Source organism: Pseudomonas sp. AC112 (assembly GCF_979253545.1).
This window is the reverse complement of sequence record NZ_CEEDCM010000001.1, coordinates 1,428,053-1,453,626: the sequence shown is the minus strand read 5'-3', so window position 1 is coordinate 1,453,626 and position 25,574 is coordinate 1,428,053. Positions and strand designations below refer to the sequence as shown.

The 25,574-nt window shown below is 60.8% G+C and carries 26 protein-coding genes and 1 pseudogene; 14 read left to right on the top strand and 13 right to left on the bottom strand.

Going from position 1 to position 25,574, the window contains the following annotated elements; translation table 11 throughout:
* Positions 1-176: 176 nt before the first annotated feature.
* From AC0IYN_RS06975 to AC0IYN_RS06960, 4 genes are all read left to right on the top strand, one after another.
* Complete coding sequence (locus tag AC0IYN_RS06975; RefSeq protein WP_471840907.1) at positions 177-1,082, top strand: cation diffusion facilitator family transporter; 906 nt, start codon at positions 177-179, stop codon at positions 1,080-1,082.
* Positions 1,083-1,191: 109 nt separating this feature from the next.
* A complete protein-coding gene (locus tag AC0IYN_RS06970) occupies positions 1,192-2,415 on the top strand; it encodes a TolC family protein (protein WP_471840905.1) in 1,224 nt (407 codons plus the stop codon).
* Positions 2,416-2,433: 18 nt separating this feature from the next.
* A complete protein-coding gene (locus tag AC0IYN_RS06965; RefSeq protein ID WP_471840904.1) occupies positions 2,434-3,540 on the top strand; it encodes an efflux RND transporter periplasmic adaptor subunit in 1,107 nt (368 codons plus the stop codon).
* A gap of 18 nt (positions 3,541-3,558) precedes the next feature.
* A complete protein-coding gene (locus AC0IYN_RS06960) occupies positions 3,559-6,696 on the top strand; it encodes a CusA/CzcA family heavy metal efflux RND transporter (RefSeq protein ID WP_457266924.1) in 3,138 nt (1,045 codons plus the stop codon).
* On the opposite strand, the gene AC0IYN_RS06955 is transcribed toward AC0IYN_RS06960, so the two are convergent.
* From AC0IYN_RS06955 to AC0IYN_RS06945, 3 genes are all read right to left on the bottom strand, one after another.
* A complete protein-coding gene (locus AC0IYN_RS06955; protein WP_406598483.1) occupies positions 6,620-8,056 on the bottom strand; it encodes a heavy metal sensor histidine kinase in 1,437 nt (478 codons plus the stop codon). The genes AC0IYN_RS06960 and AC0IYN_RS06955 overlap by 77 nt on opposite strands.
* Complete coding sequence (locus tag AC0IYN_RS06950; RefSeq protein WP_058423142.1) at positions 8,053-8,727, bottom strand: heavy metal response regulator transcription factor; 675 nt, start codon at positions 8,725-8,727, stop codon at positions 8,053-8,055. Before AC0IYN_RS06950 ends, AC0IYN_RS06955 begins: the two co-directional genes overlap by 4 nt.
* A 358-nt stretch (positions 8,728-9,085) precedes the next feature.
* The gene (locus AC0IYN_RS06945) at positions 9,086-10,405 is read right to left on the bottom strand and encodes an OprD family porin (RefSeq protein ID WP_471840901.1); all 1,320 of its coding nucleotides are present in this window, start codon (positions 10,403-10,405) and stop codon (positions 9,086-9,088) included.
* A 225-nt stretch (positions 10,406-10,630) separates the two neighbouring features.
* Here AC0IYN_RS06945 and AC0IYN_RS06940 point away from each other — a divergent pair, with 225 nt between their 5' ends.
* The 4 genes and pseudogenes from AC0IYN_RS06940 (at position 10,631) to AC0IYN_RS06925 (ending at position 13,018) form a co-directional block, all read left to right on the top strand.
* Positions 10,631-10,963: a DUF2790 domain-containing protein gene (locus tag AC0IYN_RS06940; protein ID WP_406598481.1), complete on the top strand. Its 333-nt coding sequence runs from the start codon at positions 10,631-10,633 to the stop codon at positions 10,961-10,963.
* Positions 10,964-11,069: 106 nt separating this feature from the next.
* Positions 11,070-11,846 (top strand): annotated as a pseudogene (locus AC0IYN_RS06935) (PAS domain-containing protein); the annotation flags it as partial.
* A gap of 108 nt (positions 11,847-11,954) precedes the next feature.
* Positions 11,955-12,386 carry a methyl-accepting chemotaxis protein gene (locus AC0IYN_RS06930; protein WP_370589429.1) on the top strand — a complete coding sequence of 144 codons (432 nt, stop codon included), beginning with the start codon at positions 11,955-11,957 and terminating at the stop codon, positions 12,384-12,386.
* Between the two features lie 53 nt (positions 12,387-12,439).
* Positions 12,440-13,018 (top strand): flavin reductase family protein, encoded by a 579-nt coding sequence (locus AC0IYN_RS06925; RefSeq protein WP_406598480.1) that lies wholly within the window; start codon positions 12,440-12,442, stop codon positions 13,016-13,018.
* Positions 13,019-13,113: 95 nt separating this feature from the next.
* Here AC0IYN_RS06925 and AC0IYN_RS06920 read toward each other — a convergent pair whose 3' ends face one another.
* Entirely contained in the window at positions 13,114-13,998 is an 885-nt protein-coding gene (locus AC0IYN_RS06920) for a LysR family transcriptional regulator (protein WP_406598479.1), read from the bottom strand.
* 122 nt (positions 13,999-14,120) lie between these two features.
* On the opposite strand from AC0IYN_RS06920, the gene AC0IYN_RS06915 reads away from it, so the two are divergent.
* Positions 14,121-15,458, top strand: coding sequence for an MFS transporter (locus AC0IYN_RS06915; protein WP_078046752.1), 1,338 nt, complete (start codon positions 14,121-14,123; stop codon positions 15,456-15,458).
* Here the strand turns inward: AC0IYN_RS06915 and AC0IYN_RS06910 are convergent.
* Positions 15,435-16,256, bottom strand: coding sequence for an AraC family transcriptional regulator (locus tag AC0IYN_RS06910; RefSeq protein WP_406598478.1), 822 nt, complete (start codon positions 16,254-16,256; stop codon positions 15,435-15,437). The genes AC0IYN_RS06915 and AC0IYN_RS06910 overlap by 24 nt on opposite strands.
* A 193-nt stretch (positions 16,257-16,449) precedes the next feature.
* Between AC0IYN_RS06910 and AC0IYN_RS06905 the strand changes: the two genes are divergently transcribed.
* From AC0IYN_RS06905 to ddlA, 4 genes are read left to right on the top strand one after another with little or no spacing between them, the layout of a single operon-like run.
* A complete protein-coding gene (locus tag AC0IYN_RS06905) occupies positions 16,450-17,013 on the top strand; it encodes a DUF2975 domain-containing protein (protein ID WP_406598477.1) in 564 nt (187 codons plus the stop codon).
* Positions 17,014-17,020: 7 nt separating this feature from the next.
* Positions 17,021-17,242: a helix-turn-helix domain-containing protein gene (locus tag AC0IYN_RS06900; RefSeq protein WP_099493974.1), complete on the top strand. Its 222-nt coding sequence runs from the start codon at positions 17,021-17,023 to the stop codon at positions 17,240-17,242.
* Between the two features lie 31 nt (positions 17,243-17,273).
* Positions 17,274-17,912, top strand: a complete 639-nt coding sequence (locus tag AC0IYN_RS06895; protein ID WP_406598495.1) for a LysE family transporter — start codon at positions 17,274-17,276, stop codon at positions 17,910-17,912.
* 44 nt (positions 17,913-17,956) lie between these two features.
* Positions 17,957-19,051 carry a D-alanine--D-alanine ligase gene (gene ddlA / locus AC0IYN_RS06890; RefSeq protein WP_471840900.1) on the top strand — a complete coding sequence of 365 codons (1,095 nt, stop codon included), beginning with the start codon at positions 17,957-17,959 and terminating at the stop codon, positions 19,049-19,051.
* On the opposite strand, the gene pgeF is transcribed toward ddlA, so the two are convergent.
* The 4 genes from pgeF to AC0IYN_RS06870 form a co-directional block, all read right to left on the bottom strand.
* A complete protein-coding gene (gene pgeF / locus AC0IYN_RS06885) occupies positions 19,041-19,766 on the bottom strand; it encodes a peptidoglycan editing factor PgeF (protein ID WP_471840899.1) in 726 nt (241 codons plus the stop codon). The genes ddlA and pgeF overlap by 11 nt on opposite strands.
* 27 nt (positions 19,767-19,793) lie before the next feature.
* Positions 19,794-21,623 (bottom strand): gamma-glutamyltransferase, encoded by a 1,830-nt coding sequence (ggt, locus tag AC0IYN_RS06880; RefSeq protein WP_471840898.1) that lies wholly within the window; start codon positions 21,621-21,623, stop codon positions 19,794-19,796.
* Between the two features lie 77 nt (positions 21,624-21,700).
* Positions 21,701-22,051, bottom strand: a complete 351-nt coding sequence (locus AC0IYN_RS06875) for a DUF2388 domain-containing protein (RefSeq protein WP_406598473.1) — start codon at positions 22,049-22,051, stop codon at positions 21,701-21,703.
* 57 nt (positions 22,052-22,108) lie between these two features.
* Positions 22,109-22,942, bottom strand: coding sequence for an EamA family transporter (locus tag AC0IYN_RS06870; RefSeq protein ID WP_406598472.1), 834 nt, complete (start codon positions 22,940-22,942; stop codon positions 22,109-22,111).
* 337 nt (positions 22,943-23,279) lie between these two features.
* Here AC0IYN_RS06870 and AC0IYN_RS06865 point away from each other — a divergent pair, with 337 nt between their 5' ends.
* Positions 23,280-23,525 (top strand): hypothetical protein, encoded by a 246-nt coding sequence (locus AC0IYN_RS06865; RefSeq protein WP_471840896.1) that lies wholly within the window; start codon positions 23,280-23,282, stop codon positions 23,523-23,525.
* A gap of 3 nt (positions 23,526-23,528) precedes the next feature.
* On the opposite strand, the gene AC0IYN_RS06860 is transcribed toward AC0IYN_RS06865, so the two are convergent.
* From AC0IYN_RS06860 to AC0IYN_RS06845, 4 genes are all read right to left on the bottom strand, one after another.
* A complete protein-coding gene (locus AC0IYN_RS06860) occupies positions 23,529-23,972 on the bottom strand; it encodes a hypothetical protein (RefSeq protein ID WP_471840894.1) in 444 nt (147 codons plus the stop codon).
* Entirely contained in the window at positions 23,972-24,418 is a 447-nt protein-coding gene (locus AC0IYN_RS06855) for a type II toxin-antitoxin system HicB family antitoxin (RefSeq protein WP_471840893.1), read from the bottom strand. The genes AC0IYN_RS06860 and AC0IYN_RS06855 overlap by 1 nt, the downstream gene beginning before the upstream one ends.
* On the bottom strand, positions 24,415-24,669 hold the full coding sequence (locus tag AC0IYN_RS06850; RefSeq protein ID WP_471840891.1) for a type II toxin-antitoxin system HicA family toxin: 255 nt from the start codon (positions 24,667-24,669) through the stop codon (positions 24,415-24,417). Before AC0IYN_RS06850 ends, AC0IYN_RS06855 begins: the two co-directional genes overlap by 4 nt.
* Before the next feature lie 564 nt (positions 24,670-25,233).
* Positions 25,234-25,434, bottom strand: coding sequence for a hypothetical protein (locus AC0IYN_RS06845; protein WP_471840889.1), 201 nt, complete (start codon positions 25,432-25,434; stop codon positions 25,234-25,236).
* Between the last annotated feature and the right edge of the window lie 140 nt (positions 25,435-25,574).

The window sequence follows — 25,574 nt, the reverse complement described above, 5'->3', positions numbered from 1 at the left end:
TAACGCTGAACTGGCGTGCAGATGACAACGTTGCAAGGCATGCCAATGTTTTTGCGTCAGGGCTCTATCTTTGTAGGAGCCGGCTTGCCGGCGATGGCGTCCGTAAGATCGACGCCTAGGGTCAACATCGCTATCGCCGGCAAGCCGGCTCCTACAACAGATCAGGAGCACTCCCCATGAGCGCAGGACACAGCCACGCCCAAGTACGCGCCGGCCACGAACGCAAGCTATGGATCGCCTTGGGCCTGACCGGCAGTTTCATGATTGCCGAAGTCATCGGCGCTTTCGTCACCGGTAGCCTGGCGCTGCTGTCCGACGCCGCCCACATGATGACCGACGCCCTGGCCCTGGCGATTTCCCTGGTGGCCATCCAGATTGCCAAGCGCCCGGCCGACCGCAAGCGCACCTTCGGCTATGCGCGGTTCGAGATCCTGGCCGCAGCGTTCAATGCGTTGCTGTTGTTCGCCGTGGCGTTCTACATCCTGTATGAGGCGTACCAACGGTTACAGGCGCCCGCCGAGATACAGTCCACCGGCATGCTGGTGATCGCCGTGCTGGGGCTGATCGTCAACCTGATTTCCATGCGCCTGCTGAGCGCCGCCAGCGGTGAAAGCCTGAATGTGAAGGGCGCCTACCTGGAGGTCTGGAGCGATATGCTTGGCTCCATCGGTGTGATCATCGCGGCGCTGGTGATCCTGTACACAGGCTGGGGCTGGGTCGACTCGCTGGTCGCGGCGGCCATTGGTTTCTGGGTGTTGCCGCGTACCTGGACGTTGCTCAAGGACAGCATGAACGTGCTGCTGCAAGGTGTACCGGACGGCATTGATATCGACCAGGTGGAGCAGGCTATTCGCGGTGTGCGTGGGGTCAAGGAGGTACACGACCTGCACATTTGGGCGCTCACCAGCGGCAAGAATGTACTGAGCACCCACCTGGTGGCGGATTCGGCGCTCAGTACGGAACCACAAATCCTCACCGCGGTGACGGAACTGCTGCATGAGCAATTCGATATTTCCCACGCGACCATCCAGGTCGAAGGCGACGGTTTTGCGCATGACGAACATGACGACGTGCATGTCTGACCCTGTCTAACGGATTTGTAATGTTCTGCACACCGCTCTGATAAGTACCGAAAGCTACAGTGCCCCGGCTTGGATTTACCCGCCATTTCATGGGCCTGGAACTCTCGTTATGCCAATTCGTGCAAGAACATTTCTGTGGTCGGTCGTCGTGTTTCTGGCGACGGCGCAAGGGGTCGGTGCACAACCCCTGACCCTCGACGCTGCCCTGCAAACCGCCTTCGCCAACAACCCGGACCTGGCGGCCGCGCAATGGGAAATCGACATCGCCCAAGGCGCCCGTCAACAGGCCGGCCTGATCCCCAACCCGGTGGCCTCCTGGGATGCTGAAGACACGCGGCGCAACTCTCGCATCACCTCCATCAAGCTCAGCCAAACCCTGGAACTGGGCGGCAAGCGCGGTGCACGCATCGACGTCGCCACCCGTGCCCAGGACGTTGCCGCGCTGACCTTGGAACAGCGCCGCAACCTTTTGCGCGCCGACGTCATCGACAGCTATTACGGTGCCTTGCGCGCCCAGGAACGCCTCGACCTGGCACAGCGCTCCATGGCGGTGGCCGAGCGTGGACTGGTCGTCGCCAATGGTCGTGTCACGGCGGGCAAAACCTCGCCGGTGGAAGCGACGCGCGCGCAGGTGCAATCGTCGGAAATACGCCTGGAGTTGAACCGTGCACAGATCGGCCTCACCGATGCCTATCGCCGCCTGGCCGCCAGCACCGGCAGCGCCGTGCCGGACTTCCAGGCCGTCGCCTCGCAAAACCAATTCCCACCGTCCTTGCCGCCAGCCGTGCAGTTGCTCGATCGTCTTGAGCAAACCGTTGAACTGCGCCTGGCCGAACTGAACATTCTGCAAAACGAAGCCAGCGTGGGCCTGGAAAAAGCCCAGCGCATTCCCGACCTCGACGTGTCCATCGGCAGCCAATACGACGCCAGCGTGCGCGAGCGCGTGAACCTGGTGGGCGTGTCGATGCCGATCCCGCTGTTCAACCGCAATCAGGGCAACGTGCTGGCGGCTACGCGCCGCGCCGACCAGTCCCGCGACCTGCGCAACGCCGCCGAACTGCGCCTGCGCACCGAAACCCGGCAAGCCCTCGACCTGTGGCAAACCGCGAATACCGAAGTGCGCGCCTTCAACCAGCAGATCCTGCCTGCCGCCCAACTGGCGGTGGACAGCGCCACTCGCGGTTTCGAGATGGGCAAGTTCAGCTTCCTCGATGTGCTTGATGCCCAGCGCACCCTGATCGCAGCCCGCACCCAATACCTCACGGCCACCGCCCAGGCCACCGACGCCTGGGTGCGCATCGAACGGATCTACGGCGACCTCGCCCGGTTTTGATTTTTCCTGGAGTCCTTTATGAACAACACACATGGCGTGGCGCTTGCCATCGCCTTGAGCCTGATGCTGTCCAGCTTCGCGATGGCCGATGAAGAAGAAGGCGAACTTGAACTCACCGAACAGCAGATCCAGGCCGCCGGCATTCAGATCGCCCAGGCTCAACCTCGTGCGATCAGCACGCTGCTGGTGCTGCCGGGGGAAATACGCTTCGACGAAGACCGCACCTCCCACATCGTCCCGCGTGCGGCGGGTGTGGTGGAGGCGGTCAAGGTCAACCTGGGCCAGTCGGTGAAGCAGGGTGAGTTGTTGGCGGTGATCGTCAGCCAGCAGATTTCCGATCAGCGTAGCGAATTGGCCGCCAGTGAACGACGGGTCGAACTGGCCCGCACCACTTTCCAGCGAGAGCGCCAACTGTGGCAGGACAAAATCTCCGCCGAGCAGGATTACCTGCTGGCGCGCCAGGCCCTGCAAGAAGCCGAAATCGCCCTGAACAACGCCCGCCAGAAGATGACGGCATTGAGTGGCAGCGCAGTGCTGGTGGGTGGCAATCGCTATGAGCTGCGTGCGCCCTTTGCCGGTGTGGTGGTGGAAAAACACCTGGGCGTCGGCGAGGTGGTGAGTGAAACCACCAACGCGTTCACGCTCTCGGACCTGTCCCAGGTGTGGGTGACCTTCGGCGTGTTTCCCAAGGACTTGAACAAGGTGCGCGTGGGCAAGCCGGTGACCGTCAGCTCCACGGAAATGGGCACCGACGTGCGCGGCACCGTGGCCTATGTCGGCAATCTGCTCGGCGAGCAGACGCGCACCGCCACCGTGCGCGTGAGCGTGCCCAACCCCGATGACGCCTGGCGCCCTGGTTTGTTTGTCAGCGTGCAACTGGCTACGGACACGTTCCAGGCCAAGGTCACCGTACCCCAGGAGGCGATCCAGACCGTCGAGGACAAGCCCTCGGTGTTTGTGCGCACCGAGCACGGGTTCGTTACCCGTCACCTGGAACTCGGCGCGAGCGAAAACGGCTACGTCGAAGTACGCCAGGGCCTGGAGGCCGGGGCGCAGGTGGCCACGGTCGGCAGCTTCATCCTCAAGTCCGAACTGGGCAAGGGCTCGGCCGAGCACGCCCATTGATCCTGCGAGTGATTCCCCATGTTTGAGCGCCTTATCCAATTTGCCATCGAGCAGCGCATTATCGTGCTGTTGGCGGTGCTGTTGATGGCCGGTGTCGGCATCGCCAGCTACCAGAAGTTGCCCATCGACGCGGTGCCCGACATCACCAACGTGCAGGTGCAGATCAACTCGGCGGCGGCCGGTTTTTCGCCGCTGGAAACCGAACAGCGCATCACCTTTCCCATTGAAACAGCCATGGCCGGCTTGCCCGGTTTGCAGCAGACCCGTTCGCTGTCGCGGTCCGGTTTGTCCCAGGTGACGGTGATTTTCAAGGACGGCACCGACCTGTTCTTCGCCCGCCAATTGGTCAATGAGCGGCTGCAGGTGGCGCGCGAGCAACTGCCCGTCGGCATCGAAACCGCGATGGGGCCGATTTCCACCGGCCTCGGAGAAATTTTCCTATGGACCGTGGAGGCCAAGGACGGCGCGCTAAAGGACGACGGCACGCCCTATACCCCGACCGATCTGCGGGTGATCCAGGACTGGATCATCAAGCCGCAACTGCGCAACGTGCCGGGCGTGGCCGAGATCAACACCATTGGCGGCTTTGCCAAGGAATACCAGATTGCGCCCGACCCCAAGCGCCTGGCCGCCTACAAGCTGACCTTGAATGACCTGGTCACGGCGCTTGAACGTAACAACGCGAATGTCGGCGCCGGCTACATCGAGCGCAGCGGCGAGCAACTACTGATCCGTGCGCCGGGGCAATTGGCGTCCATTGAGGACATCGCCAATATTGTCATCACCAGCTCGGACGGTACGCCGATCCGTGTGCGTAACGTGGCCCAGGTCGAGATCGGGCGTGAGATGCGTACCGGCGCGGCCACGGAAAATGGCCGCGAAGTGGTGCTGGGCACGGTGTTCATGCTGATCGGCGAAAACAGCCGCAGCGTGTCCCAGGCGGTGGCGAAAAAACTCGAAGAGATCAACCGATCGCTGCCCGAAGGCGTCGTCGCGGTCACCGTCTACGACCGCACCAACCTGGTCGAAAAAGCCATCGCCACCGTGAAGAAAAACCTCTTCGAAGGTGCCTTGCTGGTGGTGGCGGTGCTGTTCCTGTTCCTCGGTAATATCCGCGCTGCGCTGATCACCGCGATGGTGATTCCGCTGGCGATGCTGTTCACTTTTACCGGGATGTTCACCAACAAGGTCAGCGCCAACTTGATGAGCCTTGGCGCGCTGGACTTCGGCATTATTGTTGACGGCGCGGTGGTGATCGTCGAGAACGCCATCCGCCGCCTGGCCCACGCGCAACAGCGCCATGGTCGCCTGTTGACCCGCAGCGAGCGGCTGCATGAAGTGTTTGCCGCCGCCAAGGAAGCGCGGCGCGCGCTGATCTTCGGGCAGTTGATCATCATGGTGGTGTACCTGCCGATCTTTGCCCTCACCGGGGTGGCCGGGAAGATGTTCCACCCCATGGCATTTACCGTGGTGATCGCGCTGTTGGGCGCGATGATTCTGTCGGTGACCTTCGTGCCGGCGGCGATTGCGCTCTTCGTCACGGGCAAGGTCAAGGAAGAAGAAAACGTTGTCATGCGCAGCGCGCGCCGGGTCTATGCGCCAGTGCTCGATTGGGTCATGACGCGTCGTCCGCTGGTATTCGGTCTGGCCGTGTTGACCATCGTCGCTTCGGGCGCTGTCGCCAGCCGCATGGGCAGCGAATTTATCCCCAGCCTCAGTGAAGGTGACTTCGCCCAGCAGGCCTTGCGCGTGCCGGGCACCAGCCTGACGCAATCGGTGCAGATGCAGCAGCAGCTGGAAAAAACCTTGATGGCCCAGGTGCCGGAAATCGAGCGGGTATTTGCGCGTACCGGCACTGCGGAAATTGCTTCGGATCCGATGCCACCGAACATTTCCGACAGCTACGTGATGCTTAAACCCAAGGACCAATGGCCAGATCCCAAGAAGTCCCGCGAAACCCTGATCGCTGATATCCAGCGCGCCAGTGCGATTGTGCCGGGCAGTGCGTACGAGTTGTCGCAGCCGATCCAACTGCGTTTCAACGAGCTGATTTCCGGCGTGCGCAGCGATGTGGCGGTGAAGGTGTTTGGCGATGACATGGACGTGCTGAACAAGACCGCCGGAGAAATCGCCGAGACCCTGCAAAAGCTCAGCGGCGCCTCCGAAGTCAAGGTGGAACAAACCTCTGGCCTGCCGGTGCTGACCATCAATATCGACCGCGACAAGGCCGCGCGTTTTGGCCTGAATGTGGGCGATGTGCAGGACACCATTGCCGTCGCCGTCGGTGGGCGCCAGGCCGGTACGTTGTATGAAGGCGATCGGCGTTTTGACATGGTTGTGCGTTTGTCCGACGCGCTGCGCACCGATATCGACGGGCTGTCGCGGCTGTTGATTCCGGTGCCGAGTAACGCGTCGGGTCAATTGGGCTTTATCGCCTTGTCCCAGGTGGCGAGCCTGGACCTGGTGCTCGGGCCGAACCAGATCAGCCGCGAGAACGGCAAGCGCCTGGTGATCGTCAGTGCCAACGTGCGTGGGCGGGATATCGGCTCATTCGTGGAAGAGGCCGAAGCCGCGCTCATCGCCCAGGTGAAAGTGCCGGCGGGCTACTGGACCTCGTGGGGTGGCCAGTTCGAACAACTGAAGGAGGCGTCCGACCGGCTGCGCATCGTGGTGCCGGTGGCGTTGCTGCTGGTGTTCGGCTTGCTGTTCATGATGTTCAACAACCTCAAGGACGGGCTGCTGGTGTTTACCGGCATTCCGTTCGCCTTGACCGGTGGGATCATGGCGCTGTGGCTGCGCGATATTCCGCTGTCGATCTCGGCCGGGGTGGGTTTTATTGCCTTGTCCGGTGTGGCGGTGCTGAACGGGCTGGTGATGATCGCCTTCATCCGTAACCTGCGCGAGGAAGGGCGCTCGTTGTCGGTGGCCATCCACGAAGGTGCGTTGACCCGGTTGCGCCCGGTGCTGATGACGGCATTGGTGGCGTCCCTGGGGTTTATCCCCATGGCGCTCGCCACCGGCACCGGCGCCGAAGTGCAGCGGCCGCTGGCGACGGTGGTGATCGGCGGGATTATGTCGTCTACGTTGCTAACGTTGCTGGTGCTACCGGCGTTGTATCAGTGGGCGCATCGCAAGGAAGAGGAAACACCAGGCTGAACCGCGTGAAGCGGCCCGGCTGGCTGCTGACGTCGGCGTGCCCCTGATGCAGGTGCATGATCGATTGCACAATCGCCAGCCCCAGGCCGGTGCCGCCTTCGGCCCGGGTGCGGCTGCTGTCGGCCCGGTAGAAACGTTCGAACAGGTGCGGCAGGTGATGGGCTTCGATGCCGCGCCCCGGATTGCCGACCGACAGCGACACACTCTGGTCATAGCTTTCCACCAACAGCAATACGCTGGAAGCGTTGGGGGTATGGCGAATCGCATTGGACAGCAGGTTGGAGATCGCACGCTGAATCATCAGGCGGTCCCCTGTCACCCAGGCGTCGCCGCGCAGGCTCAGGGTGATGTGCTTGTCCTCGGCGCTGAGGGCGAACAGTTCCATCACCCGCCGGGCCTCCTGCGCCAATGACACCGGGGCAAACCCGGCGCGTGCGGCGGGGTGGCTGACCTGGGCCAGGAACAGCATGTCGGAAACGATTCGCGACAGGCGTTCCATTTCCTCGGTGCAGGATTCCAGGCCGGCCTTGTATTCCTCCGAGGGCCGTTCGCGGGACAGGGTGACCTGGGCCTTGCCCATCAGGTTGGTCAAGGGCGCGCGCAGTTCGTGGGCGAGGTCGTCGGAGAACTGCGACAGTTGCTGCACCCCGGCGTCGAGGCGGTGCAGCATGAAATTGATGCCCTGGGCCAGCTCGCCCAGCTCCTTGGGCAGGTTGTCCAGGGACAGGCGATGGGTCAGGTCCTGTGTCGTGACCTTGGCCGCCACGCGGCTGAACTGCTGCAACGGCGCGAGCCCGCGTTGCACCAGCCACCAGGCGCCCATGCCGATCAGGATCAGCAGCATCGGCAGCGCGATGACCGTGGAGCGCAGGTAGGCACTGAGCAACGCTTCATCATCGGAGCGGTCCAGCGACAGCAGCACGCGTACATATTCGCCGCCTTGCAGGGGCATCAGGCGCGTCGCACTGAGGATGCGATTGCCCTGGCCGTCGACCCAGTTCAAATAGGCCAGGTTTTTGCCGGTGGGCACATCGAGCAGCAGCGGTTGTTGGGGCTTGGCGCCGACGCTGAGGAGTACCGGTGCATCGGGCCGGGCACCGATGATGGTCAGGTAGATGTTGTCGTGGCCCATCACCAGGTCCAGCAGTGAATGGGGGCGGTTGGTGATGCGGTGTTCATCGAGGCCCTGGCCGAGGGTATGGGCCAGTTGTTCCATTTTGTTTTCCAGGCCCTTGCGCGCCAGCTTGTCCAGTTCATGGGTCAGGGCCAGGAACGCCAAGGTCGCCAGCAGCACCACCAACCCGGCGCCCATCAGGCTGACCGTCAACCCCAGGCGCATCGACAGGCTGCTGGTCTTCATGGGCGCGCCTCCAGCACATAACCCACGCCGCGGATGGTATGGATCAACTTTACTTCGCTCTGGTCATCGACTTTGGCCCGCAGGCGGCTGATGGAGACTTCCACCACATTGGTGTCGCAGTCGAAGTTCATGTCCCACACCAGCGAGATGATTTGCGTGCGGGTCATCACCTCGCCGGCCTGGCGCATCAGCACATGCAGCAGGGCGAACTCCTTGGTGGTCAGGTCGATCCGGCGGTTGCCGCGATAGGCGCGATGCCGGCGCGGGTCCAGTTCCAGGTCCGAGACCCGCAGCACGTCCGGCACCGGGATGTGCTCGCTGCGCCGCAGCAGGGTACGCACCCGGGCCAGCAACTCGGGAAACTCAAAGGGCTTGACCAGGTAATCATCGGCGCCCATGTCCAGGCCCTTGATCTTGTCGGCGAGCCGCCCGCGTGCGGTCAGCATCATCACGCGCTGGTTGCCGTCGCGGCGCAGTTGCTCCAGCACTTCCCAACCGTCGGTGTTGGGCAAGTTGACGTCAAGGATCACCAATTCGTAGCTGTGTTGCCGTGCCAGGTGCAGGCCATCAATGCCGCTGGCGGCGCAATCGACGACATAACCGCTTTCGGTCAGGCCTTGCTGCAGGTAGTCGGCGGTTTTCTGCTCGTCCTCAACCACAAGGATACGCATGGGGAGTTACCTTCAAAGAAAACGAAAAGGGCATGGCCTCATAGCGAGGCGGGGTAGTCTGTAGGCCACGTCATCAAAAGCGCAGCCTGAACGGTGAAGTAGCTTTAGGGTCAAGCCACGTCAGGCGGGCGCGACGATTCGTCACAGCGCCTGCACACAAAAAAAACGCCCCGGCTGGGGCGTAAAAATTCATCTCTGTTCCAAAGGAGCTACACAAAAGCTGCAGAGATGAGATGTGTTCGATGTGCAGTGTAGAAAGTGCAACTTAACGCGAAGGTGAGGCTGATATTACAGTTCTGACAGACTTCAACCTGTGAAGAGATGTAGTGCATCGGCAAGTGAATGTAATGGGCTGGCTTTACAGTACGGCGATGGGGTACTCGACAATAAGCCGAACTTCTTCCAGGTCCGACTCAAATGCACTGGAGCGCACGGTCGCCTGTCGCAGTCGCAGCGATAAGTCCTTCAAGTTGCCAGCCTGCACGACATATTTGGCCTCGATATCCCGCTCCCAGCGGCGTTGATCGGTGAGAGGGTCACCTGCCGCATCGCGACGCATGTACACCGCGTTGGCATTGCTGTAGTCGGCGCCGGTGCCTTTGCCGTAGCGGGTCATGAACGACAGGCCGGGGATGCCGAAGGCCTGCATGTCCAGGTCGTAGCGCACCATCCACGAACGCTCCTTGGGCGAGTTGAAGTCGCTGTACTGGATCGAGTTGTTCAGGAAGATCGAGTCCGACTGGCGCAGGTAATCGAAGTCGTCATCGCCGTTGTTGCGCTGGTGCGATACGGCCAGGCTGTGGGCGCCGACCTTCACCCCGAGCCTGGCGCTCCAGATGTTGTTGTAGAACTCACCCAGGCGTTTTTTACCTTCGTCCACGGCCTTGTAGTAGTTGAAGTCACCAAACAGCGAGACGTCGTCATTCAGCGGATAACTGGCGGCGCTGCCGAAGTAGTACTGGTCCCAGGCGTCCTTCAGGCGGCTGCTGTAGAGGCTGACGCTGAGGTGTTTGTTGACGGTGTAGTCGCCGCCGAAATAGCCGACCCAAGGCGAGTCGACTTGCCCCGCGTAGAAGGTCGCAAAGCCTTTGTCCATGCCACTTTCGGTCGGTTGGCTCATGCCGCTCAAGCGTCCGCCTTGCAGGGTCAGGCCCTCAAGGCTGGTGTTTTGTGCGGTCACGCCCCGGAAGCTCTCCGGCAAGACGCGCGAATCGCCGTAAGCCACCACCGGGTTCAGCGGGAATACGTCGCCGGCCTTGATCACGGTATCCAGCACACGCAATTTCGCCGCACCGCCGACTTTGCTGTAGTTGTCCTCAGGGTGGTTTTCGCTGTCCACCGGCAACATGCCGAACGAACCCTTGCCGCCGCTGCGACCGGTGCCCGAGTCGAGTTTCACGCCGACCATGGCGAACGCGTCCAGGCCAAACCCCACGGTACCCTGGGTAAAGCCGGATTCAAATTTGCCGATCAAACCCTGGGCCCAGGCTTCGGAGTAGCCGTTGCCGGTGGGGCTGGACTGGCCCTTGCGATCATCGCGGTTGAAGTAAAAATTACGCGCCAGCACATTGAAGCTGCTGCCCTCGATAAAGCCTTCGGGCTTGTCCTCCACGGCCACCGCGGCCAGCGGCAAGGCGGCACACAGTGACAGGGGAAAGCTGTAGTGACGGATACGCATGGTTCGCTCCTGGGTATTGGCAGTTATCAGCTTCTTATGGGAGTGGGCGTTCTTATTGATGTGGCCCGGGCTGATAGTTGCAAACCGTGGATAACGAATACGTGGCGCGCAGATTACAATTCTGGAAACTCAGCGTTATCTAACAAATAAGTAATGTTCCAGTGAAGGTGGCGTCAGGGTCCGTTGTTTAGTCTCGGCACTTAACAGTCAGTCGAGGAACTAAGCATGAACTTTTATACCGTGGGTCTGGGTGTGTTAACTGCAATCTTGTCTTTTGGCGCATTGGCCGAGGGCGGGGGGGATCGAACGTTTGCGTTGATGATGGAACGCAACGAGAAGGCCATGGCCGACTACGCAGCCAGGAATGGCAAGCCGGCACCCGTGGTGCAGGCGTACCGCTATGGCATGACGCTGGACATTGCCAAGGTGGTCAACGTTACGCCGCCGATCCGTGCGTGCAACCCGGTGCCGTCGCGCATGACCTATGAGGACTCCAGCGGCAAGCTCACTACCCTTGAGTATCAAGTGATGGGGGTGTGCCGAAATAACGGCAGTTAATGGATCCAAAAATATAGTTGGATTGGGGACTAAAGCCTGCTTAAGAAAACGCTGGCAGCGCCGATGCAGGTCAGGTTCATCTCCCTCATTTGGTCATTGGTGCCCCATGTTCAACACCCGTTTGAAGCAGGAGCTGGCGGCTCTTCGCGAAGAATTGTCCAGCTTGAATCAGGTCAAGGAGAGCCTGGAAAGTGAAATGTTGTGCCTGACGCTGGACGCCGAAGGCCGGGTGGAGTGGGCGAACGCTAACTTCCTGCAGGAACTGGCCTACCAGAATGGTCAACTGCTGGGGCGCGCGATCGAAGATCTGGAGCCGGCCCACGTTCGCCGGGATGAGTTCCAGCAACGCTTCAAGAACGCCCTGGTGCGCGGTGAACACTTCGCCGGCACCGTGCGCCTGATGCGTGGCAATGGCCAGGAAGCGTGGCTGCGCTCGATTGTGCAGCCGGTGCGCAGTTCCGATGGGCGCATCAAGCATTTTTCGATTTATTCCAGCGATCTCACCCGCACGATCGAAGCCTCCCGTGAGCATGAAAACCTCATGAACGCCCTGGTGCGCTCGACGGCCGTGATTGAGTTCGACCTCGGTGGCCACGTGCTCACCGCCAATGATCGGTTCCTCGGCGGCATGGGTTACAGCCTGGCGCAGATCCAGGGCAAGCATCACCGGATGTTCTGCGAGCCGGAGGAATACAACAGCACCGAATACCAGGACTTCTGGAAACGCCTGAACACCGGGGAATTCGTCGCGGCGCGCTTCAAGCGGGTCGACAGCCATGGCCGTGTGGTGTGGCTGGAAGCGACCTACAACCCGGTGCTGGACGCCAATGACCGGCTGTACAAAGTGGTCAAGTTCGCCACAGTGATCACCGACCAGGTCAACCAGGAACAGGCGGTCGCCGAAGCGGCGAACATTGCCTACAGCACCTCGCTGCAAACCGACAACAGCGCCCAGCGCGGTACCACCGTGGTGACCCAGGCCGTGGATGTGATGCGCGACCTGGCCAAGCACATGCAGCAGGCCGGCGACGGCATCGAGGCGCTGAACGCTCAGTCCCAGGTCATCGGCACCATCGTCAAGACCATCAGCGGCATTGCCGAGCAGACCAACCTGCTGGCACTCAACGCGGCCATCGAAGCGGCGCGCGCGGGTGAGCAGGGCCGTGGCTTTGCCGTGGTGGCCGATGAAGTTCGGCAGTTGGCATCACGGACCAGCAAGGCGACCGAAGAGATCGTCGGCGTAGTGCGCCAGAACCAGGACATGGCCCGCGATGCTGTAACCCTGATGAACGATGGTCGTCTGCAAGCCGAGCAAGGCCTGGCCCTGGCGGCCGAGGCGGGCACGGTGATCGTGGAAATCCAGGACGGTGCCCAGAAGGTGGTCAGCGCGGTCGGCCAGTTCGCCAACCAACTGTCGAGTTAAGCGTAGGGCTTCAGGTATCGTAGGTGCTTTCTTGCACGAAGAGTCGACCTTCCATGAGCCCTACCCACCGTCGCCCCGTTCCGCTGTCCAAGGCCTACCGTTTGCTCAACCACGGCCCCACCGTGCTGGTGAGCGCCGCGCACAACGGACAGCGCAATATCATGGCGGCCGCCTGGGCCATGCCGCTGGACTTCGAGCCGCCGAAAGTCGCGGTGGTGTTGGACAAAGCCACCTGGACTCGCCAACTGTTGGAAAGCGCCGGCACCTTTGTGCTCCAGGTGCCGTGCGCGGCCCAGGCTGACCTCGTGCAGACGGTGGGCAACATCACCGGGTCCGAGACGGACAAATTCGCCACTTACGGCCTGCAGGTATTCAACGGCGAACACACCGAAGCACCGCTGCTGGAAGGCTGCGTGGCCTGGCTGGAGTGCCGCCTGCTGCCCGAGGCCCACAACCAGCAAACCTACGACCTGTTCCTGGGTGAAGTGGTCGCGGCCTATGCCGACGAGCGCGTGTTCAGCGACGGCCACTGGCACTTCGAAGGGCATGACGAACTGCGCACCTTGCACCACGTGGCGGGCGGGAACTTCCTGACCATCGGCCAGCCCATCATCGGCAAAACCCTGGCCTGACAGGCCCTTGTAGGAGCCGGCTTGCCGGCGATGGCGTCCCAAAGATCAACGCTGGTTTCACAGGCCGCATCGCCGACAAACCGGCCCCTACAGGTTTACCAGTGTGCCTGGCTGAGCGCTTCGGCGAAGGCCATCAATTTGGGCGAATACTGCCGGGACGGCGGATAGACCAGGGAGATCGCCCGACTGCGCCCGGCAACGTCCTCCAATATCGGCACCAGGCGCCCGGCGGCCAGATCGTCGCGCACGGCAAAGTCCATCACCTGGGCGATGCCGAAACCGCCCACGGCACCATCCACCAACGCATCGCCGATATCAAAGATCAGTCGCCCTTCGACACTCACGTCCTGCACGTTGCCCTCGATCATGAACTGCCAGTCCACCATGCGGCCGCTGCGCAAATTGCGCACGGTGAGGCAATGGTGGTCGTTGAGTTCCTCCACGCTGGTGGGGGTTCCGAAACGCGCGAGGTAAGCCGGCGCGGCAACGGTCACCCAGCGCAGAGGCGGCAGGGCACGGGCGATCAGGCGCTGGTCCTGGATCTCACCAGTGCGCAGCAAGGCATCGAAGCCTTCGTCGACGATGTCCACCAGGCGGTCCGTCATCACCGCTTCAATGCGCAGTTCGGGGTAACGCAAGGTCAATTCGCCGATTACCGGCATGACCACTTTGCGCCCGAACAGCGACGGCGTACTGATCTTCAACAGGCCGGAAGGGGTGCTGCGTCGGTCGAGCATCAGCTTCTCGGCTTCGGCCAATTCCGCCAGCAATGGTGCGCTGCGCTCGTACAGCATTTGCCCGTCGGGGGTAAGGCTGACGCTGCGCGTGTTGCGTTGCAGCAGGCGCACGCCCAGCTCGTTCTCCAGGCGCGATATGGCGCGGGACAGGCCGGACTGGGTCAACCCCAGATCGCCAGCCGCACGGGTGAAACTACGGGTTTCGGCGACGCGGACCAATAGGCGAACAGCGTTCAGATCCATGATTAAAGTCATTACTGAAAGGGTGATATCCGTATTTATCATCTATCTGGCATGAAAGACACTGGCGGTCTCTCTTTTTCGAACAGGACGTTGTGATGTCTCCCTCCCGACCCTCTGGCTGGATGCTGGCGTTGCTGGCCACGGCGCAACTGATCATCGCGCTGGATGCCACCATCGTGTTTGTCGCCTTGCCGCAGATCGGCGCTCACCTGGATTTTTCTGCCCAGCAATTGCAGTGGGTGGTGAGTGCCTACAGCGTGGCGTTTGGTGGATTCCTGCTGCTGGGTGGCAGGGCCACGGATTTGCTCGGCAAGCGCCGTTTGTACCGGGTGGGGCAGTCGCTCTATGCGTTGGCGTCCCTGGCGGCGGTGCTGGGCGGCAGCGCAGTGTTGCTGGTCCTGGCGCGGGCAGTGCAGGGCGTGGGTGGCGCGATGCTGTTCCCGGCCACCCTGGCACTGATCAACACCCACTACGCCGAAGGGCCGGCGCGCAACCGTGCGTTTGCCGTGTGGAGCGCGGCCTCGGCGGCCGGGCTGGCGCTGGGTGCACTGCTGGGGGGCGTGTTGACCCAGGTGTGGGGCTGGGAAGCGGTGTTCCTGGTAAACGTGCCCCTGGCGGGCGGCTGCGCCTGGGCGGCGCGGTACTGGATCCCCGCCGATGGTGAACAGGCGCGAGGGCGCAACTTCGACGTCAGTGGTGCGTTGACGGTCACCGTCGGTGGCACCTTGCTGGTGTTCTCGTTGGTGCAGGGGCCGGAATGGGGTTGGGCGGCGCCGTCCACCCTCGGCTGTCTCGCCTTGGCGCTGGCGCTGCTCGGGCTGTTCGCCTGGATCGAGCACCGTGGCCGCGACCCGTTGATGCCGTTGCGCCTGTTTGCCTACCGCGAGTTGCGCATGGCGATGGTGCTGACGGCGGTGTTCATGAGTAGCTTTGGCGTGCAGTACTACTTCCTCGCGCTGTATTACCAGCAAGTCTACGGCTACAGCGTGTTGCAGGCGGGGCTGGCGTTTTTGCCGGCGACCCTGGTGTGTACGTTCGGCATCTGGCTGGCGGAGCGTTCGTTGGTTCGGCTGGGGTTGCGCAACACCCTCGTCAGTGGGCAACTGGCCGGGGCGGTGGGCATTGCGCTGGTGGTCTGGGCACTGCCGACCGGCGTGGGGTTCTGGTCGCTGCTGCCGGGGATTTTCATCCTGAGCATCGGCCAGGGCATGACCTGGACCGCGATGTGGGTGGCAGCGGGCCTGGGCATTCGTCCGGGCGAGCAGGGCGTGGCGGCGGGGATGGCCTCCACCAGCCAACAGATTGGCGGGGCGCTGGGGCTGGCGGTGCTGGTGTCGGTGGCGAGCGCGGGGGGCATCGAACGGGCGTTGTGGTGGAGCGCAGCGATTGCTCTGGCAGGCGCGGTGTTGGCGCTGCGCCTCAGGCAACCTGCCGAGTCAGCGGGCCTGGAAGCGGTCTGACATCTTCACCCAACGCGACGGCGGCATGCCGTAGGTGCTGCGAAATTGCCGGGTCATGTGGCTCTGGTCGGTAAAGCCGGCGGTCATCGCCGCGTCCACCAGTGATTGGCCCTGGGCCAGCAGGCTGCGCACCAGGTCCAGCCGGCGCATGGTCAGGTAGCGATAGGGGCTGGTGCCGAACAGCAAGCGAAAATCCCGCGACAAGGCCCAGCGGTCACGGCCGGCGTGGTCAGCCATTTCATCCAGGGTGATGCTGCGGCCCAGGGCGCTGTGGATAAACTCACGGGCCCGCTCGGCGGCGACATAGTCGAAGGTCTTGCGGCTGACGATCCCGCCCGAGACGTTGCTAAGTGCGTGGGCCAGGTCGAACAGGGCGTCGTGTTCCTGCAGCGGGTCGATGGGGTTGTCCAGGTTCTGCAGCAACACTTCGCTGGCGCGGAACAGCCGCGGGTCGGTGGATAAACCGTTGGGGATAAACGGCAACGGCTTGCCGCCGAGGATCTGCTGGATGAGCGCCGGCTCGACGTAAATCATCCGGTACTTGAAGCCTTCATCGCTGCCGGCGTGGCCGTCATGGGTTTCATCGGGGTGAAGCACCATGGTCGTACCGGGCAGGCTGTGCACCATGTCGCCCCGATAGTGAAAGCTCTGCACGCCGCTCAACGTGCGACCGATGGCGTAGGTGTCATGGCGATGCGGGTCGAAGGCGAAGCCGGCAAAGTACGCCTCGATACGGTCCAGGCCACTGGCATGTGGGGCGCGGTGCAGCCAGTCGAGGGTGGCGGTGGGTTTGCCCATGGTGACTTGTCACAAAAAATGAGATGGAAACACGTTAACCCAGTATTCGACAGATTGCCTGGCAAGGTCTTGAACGATTGTGCAGCCGATTCGATGGGCAGCTCAAAGTTTCTATTGTTTTTAGGTAAAAAATTATTGTTTTACGATAATTAATTCGTTATTTTGCCTCGACATCTATTCAGCGAGGTTGTTTATGAACACCCAACGTCTTGCCCAACTCAGCCAGCGCATGTCCCTGATCACGCTGCTGCTGATCGTTACAATGCTGGTCCTTAACGCCGCAGTGTGGTGGTTTCCGGTGCTAAGTTCTTCAGCCGATGGGCTGGGATTTGGTTTCGCGCTGAGCGACCGCCAGATCCAGGGGCGCGCCGCTCAGGTGGCACTGTTTCCTGTTTGGCAGACACTGGGTGGCATCTTGCTGTCGAGCGTTCCCTTGCTGGCGTTGGCGTCGGGCCTGAATCAATTGCGTAAACTGTTCCAAAGTTATGCGCGAGGCGAGTATTTTTCCAGCGCGGCGGCGTTGCACTTGGGCAAGGTCGGTAAGGCGGTGGCTTTATGGGTTTTGCTGGATTTTTTGTGTGAACCGCTGTTGAGCGTGTGGGTGACGATGAACGAACCTGTCGGCCAACGGTTGATCACCTTGAGTGTGACGGCACCCAGCTTTGTGGCATTGTTTCTGGCCGCCTGCATCGCGGTCATCGCGCGTATCCTGTGGCAGGCCAGTGAAGTGGACTCCGAAAACCGCACGTTTGTATGAGATTCAAATGCCCATCGTGATCGAGCTGGACGTTATGCTTGCCCGGCGCAAGGTCAAATCCAAGGACCTGGCGGCCGCTATCGGAATTACCGAACAGAACCTGTCGTTACTTAAACAAGGCAAGGTCAAGGGGGTAAGGCTAGGGACGCTGGATGCCATCTGCGCCTATCTGGATTGCCAGCCAGGTGACTTGCTTGTCCACATTCCCGGGCCTGCTGCCGACCAATAGCCGCTACCCACATCGCAAGAAGGACCGTCCGATGCTGTTCTCCAACCTGCCGTACGCCGCGCCATTGTTATCATTGGCGTTGCTCTGGACCGTCGCGGTGGTGACGCCCGGCCCCAACTTTTTCAACACGGCGCAATTGGCAGCCAGTTGTTCGCGCCGCCATGGCGTGGTGGCGTCAGCGGGTGTGGCCACGGGTACCGTCATGTGGGGGTTGGCGGGTGGCCTGGGCATCAAGTCGCTGTTTGCAGCGGCCCCCATGCTGTACCTCGCGTTCAAGATCATCGGCGGCTGTTACCTGATCTACCTGGGGTTGAAACTGTTCAAGCGCTCGGCGCCAGCGATGGGCGAGAACGTGCTGCCGGATGAAGCGCGGCGTTCGTTGTTTTCCGCCTGGCGCCTGGGGTTGCTGGGCAACTTGTCCAACCCCAAGGCGGCGTTGTTTGTTGCCACCATCTTTGCGTCCACCATGCCGCCGTCGCCTTCACCGATGCTGCTGACCCTGGCGGTGATCACCATGGCCACCTTATCGTTCAGTTGGTATTCCAGCGTGGCCCTGGTGTTTTCCAGTGAGCGCATGGCCACTCTCTACAGCCGTTCGCGCAAGTGGCTCGACCGCTTTGCCGGGGGCTGCTACGTACTGTTCGGTGCACATCTGGTGGCGAACCGCTGACGGCCCGTGGTAAGAAGCCTTACTTTCAACAGTGAGGCCGGGTCATGAGCAAGGTGCGGGTAGGTATTATTTTTGGTGGCCGTTCGGCGGAGCATGAAGTCTCGTTGCAGTCGGCGCGCAACATCGTCGATGCGTTGGATCGCTCACGGTTCGAACCGGTGCTGATCGGTATCGACAAGGCCGGCCACTGGCACCTCAATGACACTTCGAACTTCCTGCTCAACCAGGAAAACCCCGCCCTGATCGCCCTCAACCAGTCCAATCGCGAACTGGCCGTGGTGCCTGGCAAGGCCAGCCAGCAACTGGTAGAGACCTCTGGCACCGGCTTGCTGGAACATGTCGACGTGATCTTCCCCATCGTCCACGGCACCCTCGGCGAAGACGGCTGCCTGCAAGGCCTGCTGCGCATGGCTGACCTGCCTTTCGTCGGCTCCGACGTTCTCGGTTCGGCAGTGTGCATGGACAAGGACATTACCAAGCGCCTGCTGCGCGACGCCGGCATTGCCGTGACTCCGTTCATCACCCTGACCCGTAGCAATGCCGCGTGTACAACCTTCGACACGGCAGTGAGCAAGCTCGGCTTGCCGATGTTCGTCAAGCCGGCCAACCAGGGCTCTTCGGTGGGCGTGAGCAAAGTCGGCAACGAAGCCGAATACCACGCTGCTGTTGAGCTGGCTTTGGGCTTCGATGAAAAGGTCTTGGTGGAATCCGCGGTAAAGGGCCGTGAAATCGAATGCGCCGTGCTGGGCAACGAAAACCCGATCGCCAGCGGTTGTGGCGAGATCGTGGTGAGCAGCGGTTTTTATTCCTACGACAGCAAATACATCGACGGCCAGGCTGCCCAAGTGGTAGTGCCGGCCGCTATCAGCCACGAGGCCAGCGAGCGTATCCGTGGGCTGGCCCTGGAGGCGTTCGAGGTGCTGGGCTGTTCGGGGCTGGCACGGGTCGACGTGTTCCTCACCGACGACGGCGAAGTGCTGGTTAACGAAATCAACTCACTGCCCGGCTTCACCCGCATCAGCATGTACCCCAAGCTGTGGCAGGCGGCGGGCATGAGCTACAGCGAACTGGTGAGCCGCTTGATCGAGCTGGCGCTGGAGCGGCATGCGGGGCGCAAGGGGTTGAAGATCAGTCGTTGATGCGAGCAATCCACGAATAGATCAACGTCTTCCCCTCCTCAGGGTGATGCGTCCTGCGACGATAGCTGGCAAAGGTGGGGGAGGTGCAGTAGGTGCACACTTCACTCACCTCGATCTGCTCACGCCGAATCCCTGCCGCTTGCAGCAACATCACCCCATACCCGCTCAAGTCGAACCATGCACTTGCGGCTTGCCTCGCAGAGGGCGGGGCAATTTCGGGGTGCAGCAGCGGCGCCGGTTGGACCTGGCTCCAGGGCGCCTGACGGTGGCGCCACAAGTGGCCCTGTTCAGTTTGAAACTGGGTAATGAACTCCCGGCTCACCTCATAACAGCACGGCTTGATCGAGGGACCGATCGCGACCTGCAACTGGTCGATGGCAATTCCTTCATCGGCAAAACGCTGTATGGCATTCGCCACAATCCCGGCTTGCAGCCCCTTCCAACCGCCATGCACCGCAGCCACCTTCTCAGCGTTTTTCGAGGCAATCAGGAGGGGTAGGCAATCGGCGGTGATTACCGCGATGGGGTAATGCTCACCCGTGCACACCCCGTCAGCCTCGACCGTATTGCTCACCTGGTCCGCCTGCCACTCAATCACCGAAGCGCTGTGCACTTGCTTGCAGATGAACACGTCTGCCGGGCGCTGCGGATCATTGATCGAACAAAAACCGTGGTCGACGCCAGGGATGGCGCCGAGATTATCTGCCTGTTGCACGAGCGCTTTCTCCGTTGATTGATGTGTTCAGTCGCCAACCGCTTCGCCTTCACGCCGAGGGTCGGCACCGCCGCTCAGTGATACCTTGCCCTGGGCATCCCGCGTGCGCACGATGGCCTGGATACCACTGGTCATGTCGATCTCGCTCAGCGCATGGCCCTTGTCCTTGAGCGCCTGTTTCAGCGTGGGGCTGAACATACCGGTTTCCAGCTCGGTCGCGCCATTGCGGCTGCCGAAGTTCGGCAGGCTGATGGCCGCTTGCGGATCAAGTTTCCAGTCGAGCATTGCCACCAGGGACTTGCTCACGTACTCGATGATTTGCGAGCCGCCGGGAGAGCCGACAGTGGCCAACAACTCGCCGCTCTTGCGGTCGAACACCAGGGTCGGCGCCATCGCCGAACGCGGGCGTTTGCCAGGCTCGACCCGGTTGGCCACGGGCTGGCCGTTTTCTTCAGGGATAAACGAAAAGTCGGTCATCTGGTTGTTCAGCAAAAAACCCTGGACCATCACATGGGCGCCAAATGCCGCTTCCACCGTGGTGGTCATCGACACGGCGCCGCCCCGGTCATCCACGGCCACCACTTGCGAGGTGGAGATGCGCAACGGCGAGCGATCCGGCGCGTAGGCCACCTGGATGCCCGCAGGGACGCCCGGCTTGGCGATACCCATGCTGCGCTCGCCGATCAGCGCGGCGCGCTTGGCCAGGTAGTCCGGTGCGACGAGGCCGGCAACCGGCACGGGGACGAAATCGGCGTCGGCGAGGTACAGACCGCGATCGGCGAAGGCCAGGCGCCCCGCCTCAGCGAGCAGGTGTACCGCCTCCGGTGTTGGTTCCAGGCCTGCAGGCGATGAGCTTTTCAACGGTCGCATCGCTGCGATACCCAGGCCTGGGTCGCGGGCTTGCAAGGCCTGCAATGTACCGAGGATTTGCGCGATGGCGACGCCACCCGATGAAGGTGGCGGCATGCCACAGACTTTCCACTGCTGGTAGTCGGTGCACAGCGGTGTACGTTCCTTGGCGGTGTAGCCCTCCAAGTCCGCCAGGGACAGGCTGCCCGCATTGCGATGGCCCTGCACCTTGCGCGCGATCTCATCGGCAATCTGCCCGTGATACAGCGCGTCCGGGCCTTCCTTGGCGATACGTTTGAACACCTTGGCCAGCGCCGGGTTTTTCAACACTGTTCCGGTGGCTTTCGGTGTGCCATCGGCGTTCAAAAAGTACGCCGCCATGTCCGGCGATTGTGGGATATAGCGGTCAGCCGCAATCAGGCTGTGCAGGCGCGGGGAAATCGCGAAGCCCTGTTCCGCCAGCCGGATCGCAGGCTCGAACAGCTCGGCCCATTGCAGGTGGCCGGTCTTTTTGTGCGCCATTTCGAGCGCACGCAGTACCCCAGGCGTACCGACCGAGCGCCCGCCAATCTGTGCCTCGGGAAACGCCATTGGCTTGCCGTCGGCCTTCAAGAACAAGCGCTCGGTGGCCCCAGCCGGAGCGGTCTCACGGCCGTCATACGCGTGCACGTTCTTGCCGTCCCACAGCATGATGAACGCGCCACCGCCGATACCGGAAGACTGCGGCTCCACCAGGGTCAATACCGCCTGCATTGCAATCGCGGCATCAATCGCCGAGCCACCCCTGCGCAACATCTCGCGACCGGCCTCGGCTGCCAACGGGTTGGCCGCCGCCGCCATATGGCGCTCGGCATGTTGGGAGGTGAGGTCGGTGCGATAACCGGAACCCAGCTCCGGTGCCGGTGGCTGTTCGTTGACAGACGTGTTGCAGGCAACTAGGGCGAGGGCTGCGGCAATTACCGACAGTTGACGGTGGGAAATCGAAAACACGCGCGGAACTCCGTTCATTTTGAGAATGATCTGTTGTCCTTTGAAACACATCGCTATTGCCGAGCTGGTCATATTTGGCCAGCACCAGCAACAGGCTATCGACCCTCCGGCGGGTGTGCCTCGGTCACGGCGATCGCTTGGGCCAGTTGCATTTCACTCATGTGAGGCGCCGGGTAAGACGTGTGGTAAGTCCTCACGGCGAGCTCAAAGCGTGCGCCACGGATATTCCCGTCCGAGCCGATGAAGGCCAGGGCGTCACCCTTGGCCGACTCAAGCATATCGAGCGGATGGGACGTGGTGCCCAGCGTGGCGAAGCTGGTCAGCACCGGGCCGGCGAGGACCATCAAACTGGCCTGATCGACCTTCCCCAAGCCTTCGGACGCGGCACTGGCAAGCGATGGCAGGGCTGACAATGCAAGTGCAAGGAGCAGGGGCTTGATGGTCATCAGACACTGATTCCATTTAGTGTGATTGAGCGCGTGATCCTACTCGGTAACGCGGGTTTAGCCCAATCGCAACACCATCGCCCCACCCGCAATGATGCAGGCGGCAACCACGCGAGTGCGCGTCAGTTGCTCCTTGAGTATCAGCGCGGAGATGACCACGCCGAACAGGATCGACGTTTCCCTGAGCGCTGAAACGGTGGCGATCGGGGCCGCCGTCATTGCCCAAAGCGCCAGGCCGTAGGACGCAACCGTACCGACCCCGCCCACCACGCCGAGGTGCCAGTGACGGATGACGTAGCGGCAGAAAACACCGCGCTGGGTGGCCAGGGCCCAGGCGGCCAACGGTAGGCCAGTCAGCAGGAAAATCCACAGTGTGTACGCCGCGGGAGCGCCGGATTTGCGCACGCCCAAACCGTCGACAAGGGTATAGCTGGCTATGACCCCTGCATTGATCAATGCAAGGACCAGCCCTTTTCGCGGGCCCGTCGAGGGGGCGACAGCCATGCTCAGGATGCCGATGCAGATCACTGCAATGCCGCTCCATGCAAACGCTGACAACGACTCGGACAGTGCAAGCACACTCGCAGCTGCCACCAGTAACGGCGCAGTGCCGCGCATGATCGGGTAGGTCTGGCTCATGTCTGCGACTCGGTAGGTCGAGGCGACCAAGACGAAATACAGCACCTGCAAAATCACCGAGGCACCAATGAACGGCCAGCTTTCTCTTGCCGGCAACGCCAGGAATGGAATGACGACCCATGCGATCAGCGAGGCGAAGGAGGTGATCATGCAGGTCGTCAGCAGCTTGTCGCCGCCGCCTTTGACCACGGCATTCCAGGTCGCGTGGAGAGCGGCGCCCAGCAGGATGACCGCGAACACGTCAAAGCTCATGAGTGGGGTCCTGTCGGGCTCAGCCTGGTTAGTCGGGGAGAATCGCTGCGAGTATGCCGCAGCATTTTTCTTCAGGCATAAAAAAACGGCCTACCTTTCGGTAAGCCGTTTTTAGTACTTGGTGGTACACAGACATTTGAACTGGTTAATTAACTTGCTGTTTTAGTTGATTATTCTAGTGTTCGTATTTTGAAGGGATACACCTGGGGATACACGGTGCTGTCTGCTGGGGTGTTTCTGGCTTGTTTCACGCTGGCTGAAAAAGCCGTCTTGGTTCGTGGCTCCGTCCCCGACGAACGGTAACGTATCCTGATAAACCCGCCACAAGTGCAAAGGTATGGTCATCACCACCACTCCTTTGATGGATCAGCCCAAAAGTGGCCAGATTATCTCGTTCCTCACTTTTGAGGAGCCATCGTCACACTTTTGCGGCGATGGTGCTGGCGCCGTGTGGCAGCTGCACCACACAGAGGCGTTCTTGCCATTTCCCCGCGCCAGCACCACCCCGGATCAGGGTAGTGGCGCACCAGAGTTTGAGTTCGCGAACAGGCAAATAGAAAGCCCGGCACATGGCCGGGCTTGAATATTATTTCTCTGTGTTCTTTAGCCTTCTTTTCCGTAATGGCGGTTTCGCTTGAAGGGGCGGCGCAGGCGGGGCGAACGGAAACTCGATCGCATTAGCACCGAGGTACTCAAGCAGAGGCTTGGCTACGTTGCGAACGTAAGGATAGAGCAAAGAACCGAGTTCATATGGGGCGTCGGGATGGTCGAGGCCTCCCATTGCCGCATCGGTCATGGCCTGGAAGGTACCAATCATGCTCAGCGAGAAGAAACCTTCATTTCCATCAATTGAAGTTTCGAGGTTGATACGAACGTCGAAGTTGTCACGGACCTTCAGCTCCTTAATCGATCCTATAAACTCGACATTCATTTTCGCGGCGTAACCCTCTTCATCTTCAGACGGATCGAAGGGAAGCCCATGGATCTCTTCCACCCTAACCAGTTCGAGGCGAATATCATAAAGGTTCATTAATTCACGGCTCGCAGGGTGACTCGCTGTGTTGGTCGGCGCTCGTGAACCTTAAATGACGTCTCGTAGCTTGGGACCTCAGGATAATGGTGATGAATTTCCTGGTGTCTTCCATATAGGTGGCAGTCGATGGCCTCCCTGACTACGTCATTAATGCTCTTATCTTCGCGAGACGCATGGCGAGCGACTTCTCGATGAAGGCTCGTGCCAATGCGCACGTTGAACGTGCCCGAAAACGGTTTGTTGGGTTCGGTACCTAGCTCCTTGCAGGTTTCCAAATAATCTTCGATCGATTCGACGAAGGAGTCGTGCAGATCCTTGATGTTGTCTGCTTCGAAAGTCACCAGATCGTCGATGTGGAGAATTTTCCCAAAAAGGATGTTGTTTTCCAAAGAAAACTCCACCGATCCCTGAAATCCCTTGTGTTCAAGAATCTTTTTACTCATTTCAAATGCCCTTGAGATGTCAGAGCTTCAACCACAAGCTCAATCTGATAATCCAGCAGTGTGCTGTCAGGATGTCTTTTGTGAAGCAAAATCTTGTGTTTTGAATGGCTCACGAATTTTTTTCGCGAGCCTGTGCCTTCTATTTCAGCATAGCCAAAAGATTTCAAAATTTTGACTACGTCCGCCCAAGCGAAGTCTCTGGGGGATGGTTTGCGCGTCAAATCGTCGATGAGCTTCTGGAGCCTGCTCATTTGGACAACCCAGGAACGCGCGGGTTGCAACTATAGTTCAGTTGCAATCCAAGCTGCAAATGACAGACGGCAGGTATTTGTAGGGCTGTCGTTAGGCACGCTGAAATTGAGTGGCAATCCATACCAATTCACCAGGTTTATCAAAGACATAGTCTATTTATGAAATATTTTTTATGATTCGATAGCTTTCTCAAATGAGAATGCTTGCCGCTTTTGTCGCTCCGTTAATCCTGAAGGCGCATCTCAAAAGCAGTCAGGGCGATGCGGAAATCCTCACGCGAATACTATCAACATGATGGCGCGGCCTCGGCGAATATAACAAAGCCATAGGTATTCACGTAAGAGTTGTGGAAGTCGTGGGGTTGCAGATCCACATGAAGGTTTTTGAAAACGTCATCTTTGATCTGCTCCGCAGGCTGGGGGAGTTGAGCGATCGCTTCAAACGCTAGCTGAAGGGGGCGCGCAACAATTGATGCTTAGCCGCTGGTCGCGATATCCGAGCTCCCAGTCCGTTATGGCAGGTACTTGAAAAACTACCGAGGCCACGGCAATCCCATTTTCCGCCTACAAGCGCATTTCCCTGATGACTCGCGTTGGCTCAGTTCCCTGCGACAGTGCGCGTCGGGCGTCCTTGGTGAGCTGATCGAGGGCTTGCTCCTCGAATGCCGCGGCCATTGCGCTGGCCTTCCTGACGATCAGCAGCGCCAGCTCCGGCGGAAACACCACCTTGTCGGCGGGTAGATAATCACAGTCAATAACGGACACGGCTCTATCCTCGGTACGCGGTGGATGCTGGCGCCGGAATGAAGCGGGGCCTGCAGATGACATGCAGATGTTACCAGCGGAACGTGAGCAACTACCTGGAAACTGGAGGGTGGCCAAGCTGGCAAGTCGACCGGCTTCCG

Coding starts and splice junctions, on each gene's coding strand:
- AC0IYN_RS06975 (WP_471840907.1), top strand. CDS start 177: ATGAGCGCAGGACACAGCCACGCCCAAGTACGCGCCGGCCACGAACGC.
- AC0IYN_RS06970 (WP_471840905.1), top strand. CDS start 1,192: ATGCCAATTCGTGCAAGAACATTTCTGTGGTCGGTCGTCGTGTTTCTG.
- AC0IYN_RS06965 (WP_471840904.1), top strand. CDS start 2,434: ATGAACAACACACATGGCGTGGCGCTTGCCATCGCCTTGAGCCTGATG.
- AC0IYN_RS06960 (WP_457266924.1), top strand. CDS start 3,559: ATGTTTGAGCGCCTTATCCAATTTGCCATCGAGCAGCGCATTATCGTG.
- AC0IYN_RS06955 (WP_406598483.1), bottom strand. CDS start 8,056: ATGAAGACCAGCAGCCTGTCGATGCGCCTGGGGTTGACGGTCAGCCTG.
- AC0IYN_RS06950 (WP_058423142.1), bottom strand. CDS start 8,727: ATGCGTATCCTTGTGGTTGAGGACGAGCAGAAAACCGCCGACTACCTG.
- AC0IYN_RS06945 (WP_471840901.1), bottom strand. CDS start 10,405: ATGCGTATCCGTCACTACAGCTTTCCCCTGTCACTGTGTGCCGCCTTG.
- AC0IYN_RS06940 (WP_406598481.1), top strand. CDS start 10,631: ATGAACTTTTATACCGTGGGTCTGGGTGTGTTAACTGCAATCTTGTCT.
- AC0IYN_RS06930 (WP_370589429.1), top strand. CDS start 11,955: ATGCGCGACCTGGCCAAGCACATGCAGCAGGCCGGCGACGGCATCGAG.
- AC0IYN_RS06925 (WP_406598480.1), top strand. CDS start 12,440: ATGAGCCCTACCCACCGTCGCCCCGTTCCGCTGTCCAAGGCCTACCGT.
- AC0IYN_RS06920 (WP_406598479.1), bottom strand. CDS start 13,998: ATGGATCTGAACGCTGTTCGCCTATTGGTCCGCGTCGCCGAAACCCGT.
- AC0IYN_RS06915 (WP_078046752.1), top strand. CDS start 14,121: ATGCTGGCGTTGCTGGCCACGGCGCAACTGATCATCGCGCTGGATGCC.
- AC0IYN_RS06910 (WP_406598478.1), bottom strand. CDS start 16,256: ATGGGCAAACCCACCGCCACCCTCGACTGGCTGCACCGCGCCCCACAT.
- AC0IYN_RS06905 (WP_406598477.1), top strand. CDS start 16,450: ATGAACACCCAACGTCTTGCCCAACTCAGCCAGCGCATGTCCCTGATC.
- AC0IYN_RS06900 (WP_099493974.1), top strand. CDS start 17,021: ATGCCCATCGTGATCGAGCTGGACGTTATGCTTGCCCGGCGCAAGGTC.
- AC0IYN_RS06895 (WP_406598495.1), top strand. CDS start 17,274: ATGCTGTTCTCCAACCTGCCGTACGCCGCGCCATTGTTATCATTGGCG.
- ddlA (WP_471840900.1), top strand. CDS start 17,957: ATGAGCAAGGTGCGGGTAGGTATTATTTTTGGTGGCCGTTCGGCGGAG.
- ggt (WP_471840898.1), bottom strand. CDS start 21,623: ATGAACGGAGTTCCGCGCGTGTTTTCGATTTCCCACCGTCAACTGTCG.
- AC0IYN_RS06875 (WP_406598473.1), bottom strand. CDS start 22,051: ATGACCATCAAGCCCCTGCTCCTTGCACTTGCATTGTCAGCCCTGCCA.
- AC0IYN_RS06870 (WP_406598472.1), bottom strand. CDS start 22,942: ATGAGCTTTGACGTGTTCGCGGTCATCCTGCTGGGCGCCGCTCTCCAC.
- AC0IYN_RS06865 (WP_471840896.1), top strand. CDS start 23,280: ATGGTCATCACCACCACTCCTTTGATGGATCAGCCCAAAAGTGGCCAG.
- AC0IYN_RS06860 (WP_471840894.1), bottom strand. CDS start 23,972: ATGAACCTTTATGATATTCGCCTCGAACTGGTTAGGGTGGAAGAGATC.
- AC0IYN_RS06855 (WP_471840893.1), bottom strand. CDS start 24,418: ATGAGTAAAAAGATTCTTGAACACAAGGGATTTCAGGGATCGGTGGAG.
- AC0IYN_RS06850 (WP_471840891.1), bottom strand. CDS start 24,669: ATGAGCAGGCTCCAGAAGCTCATCGACGATTTGACGCGCAAACCATCC.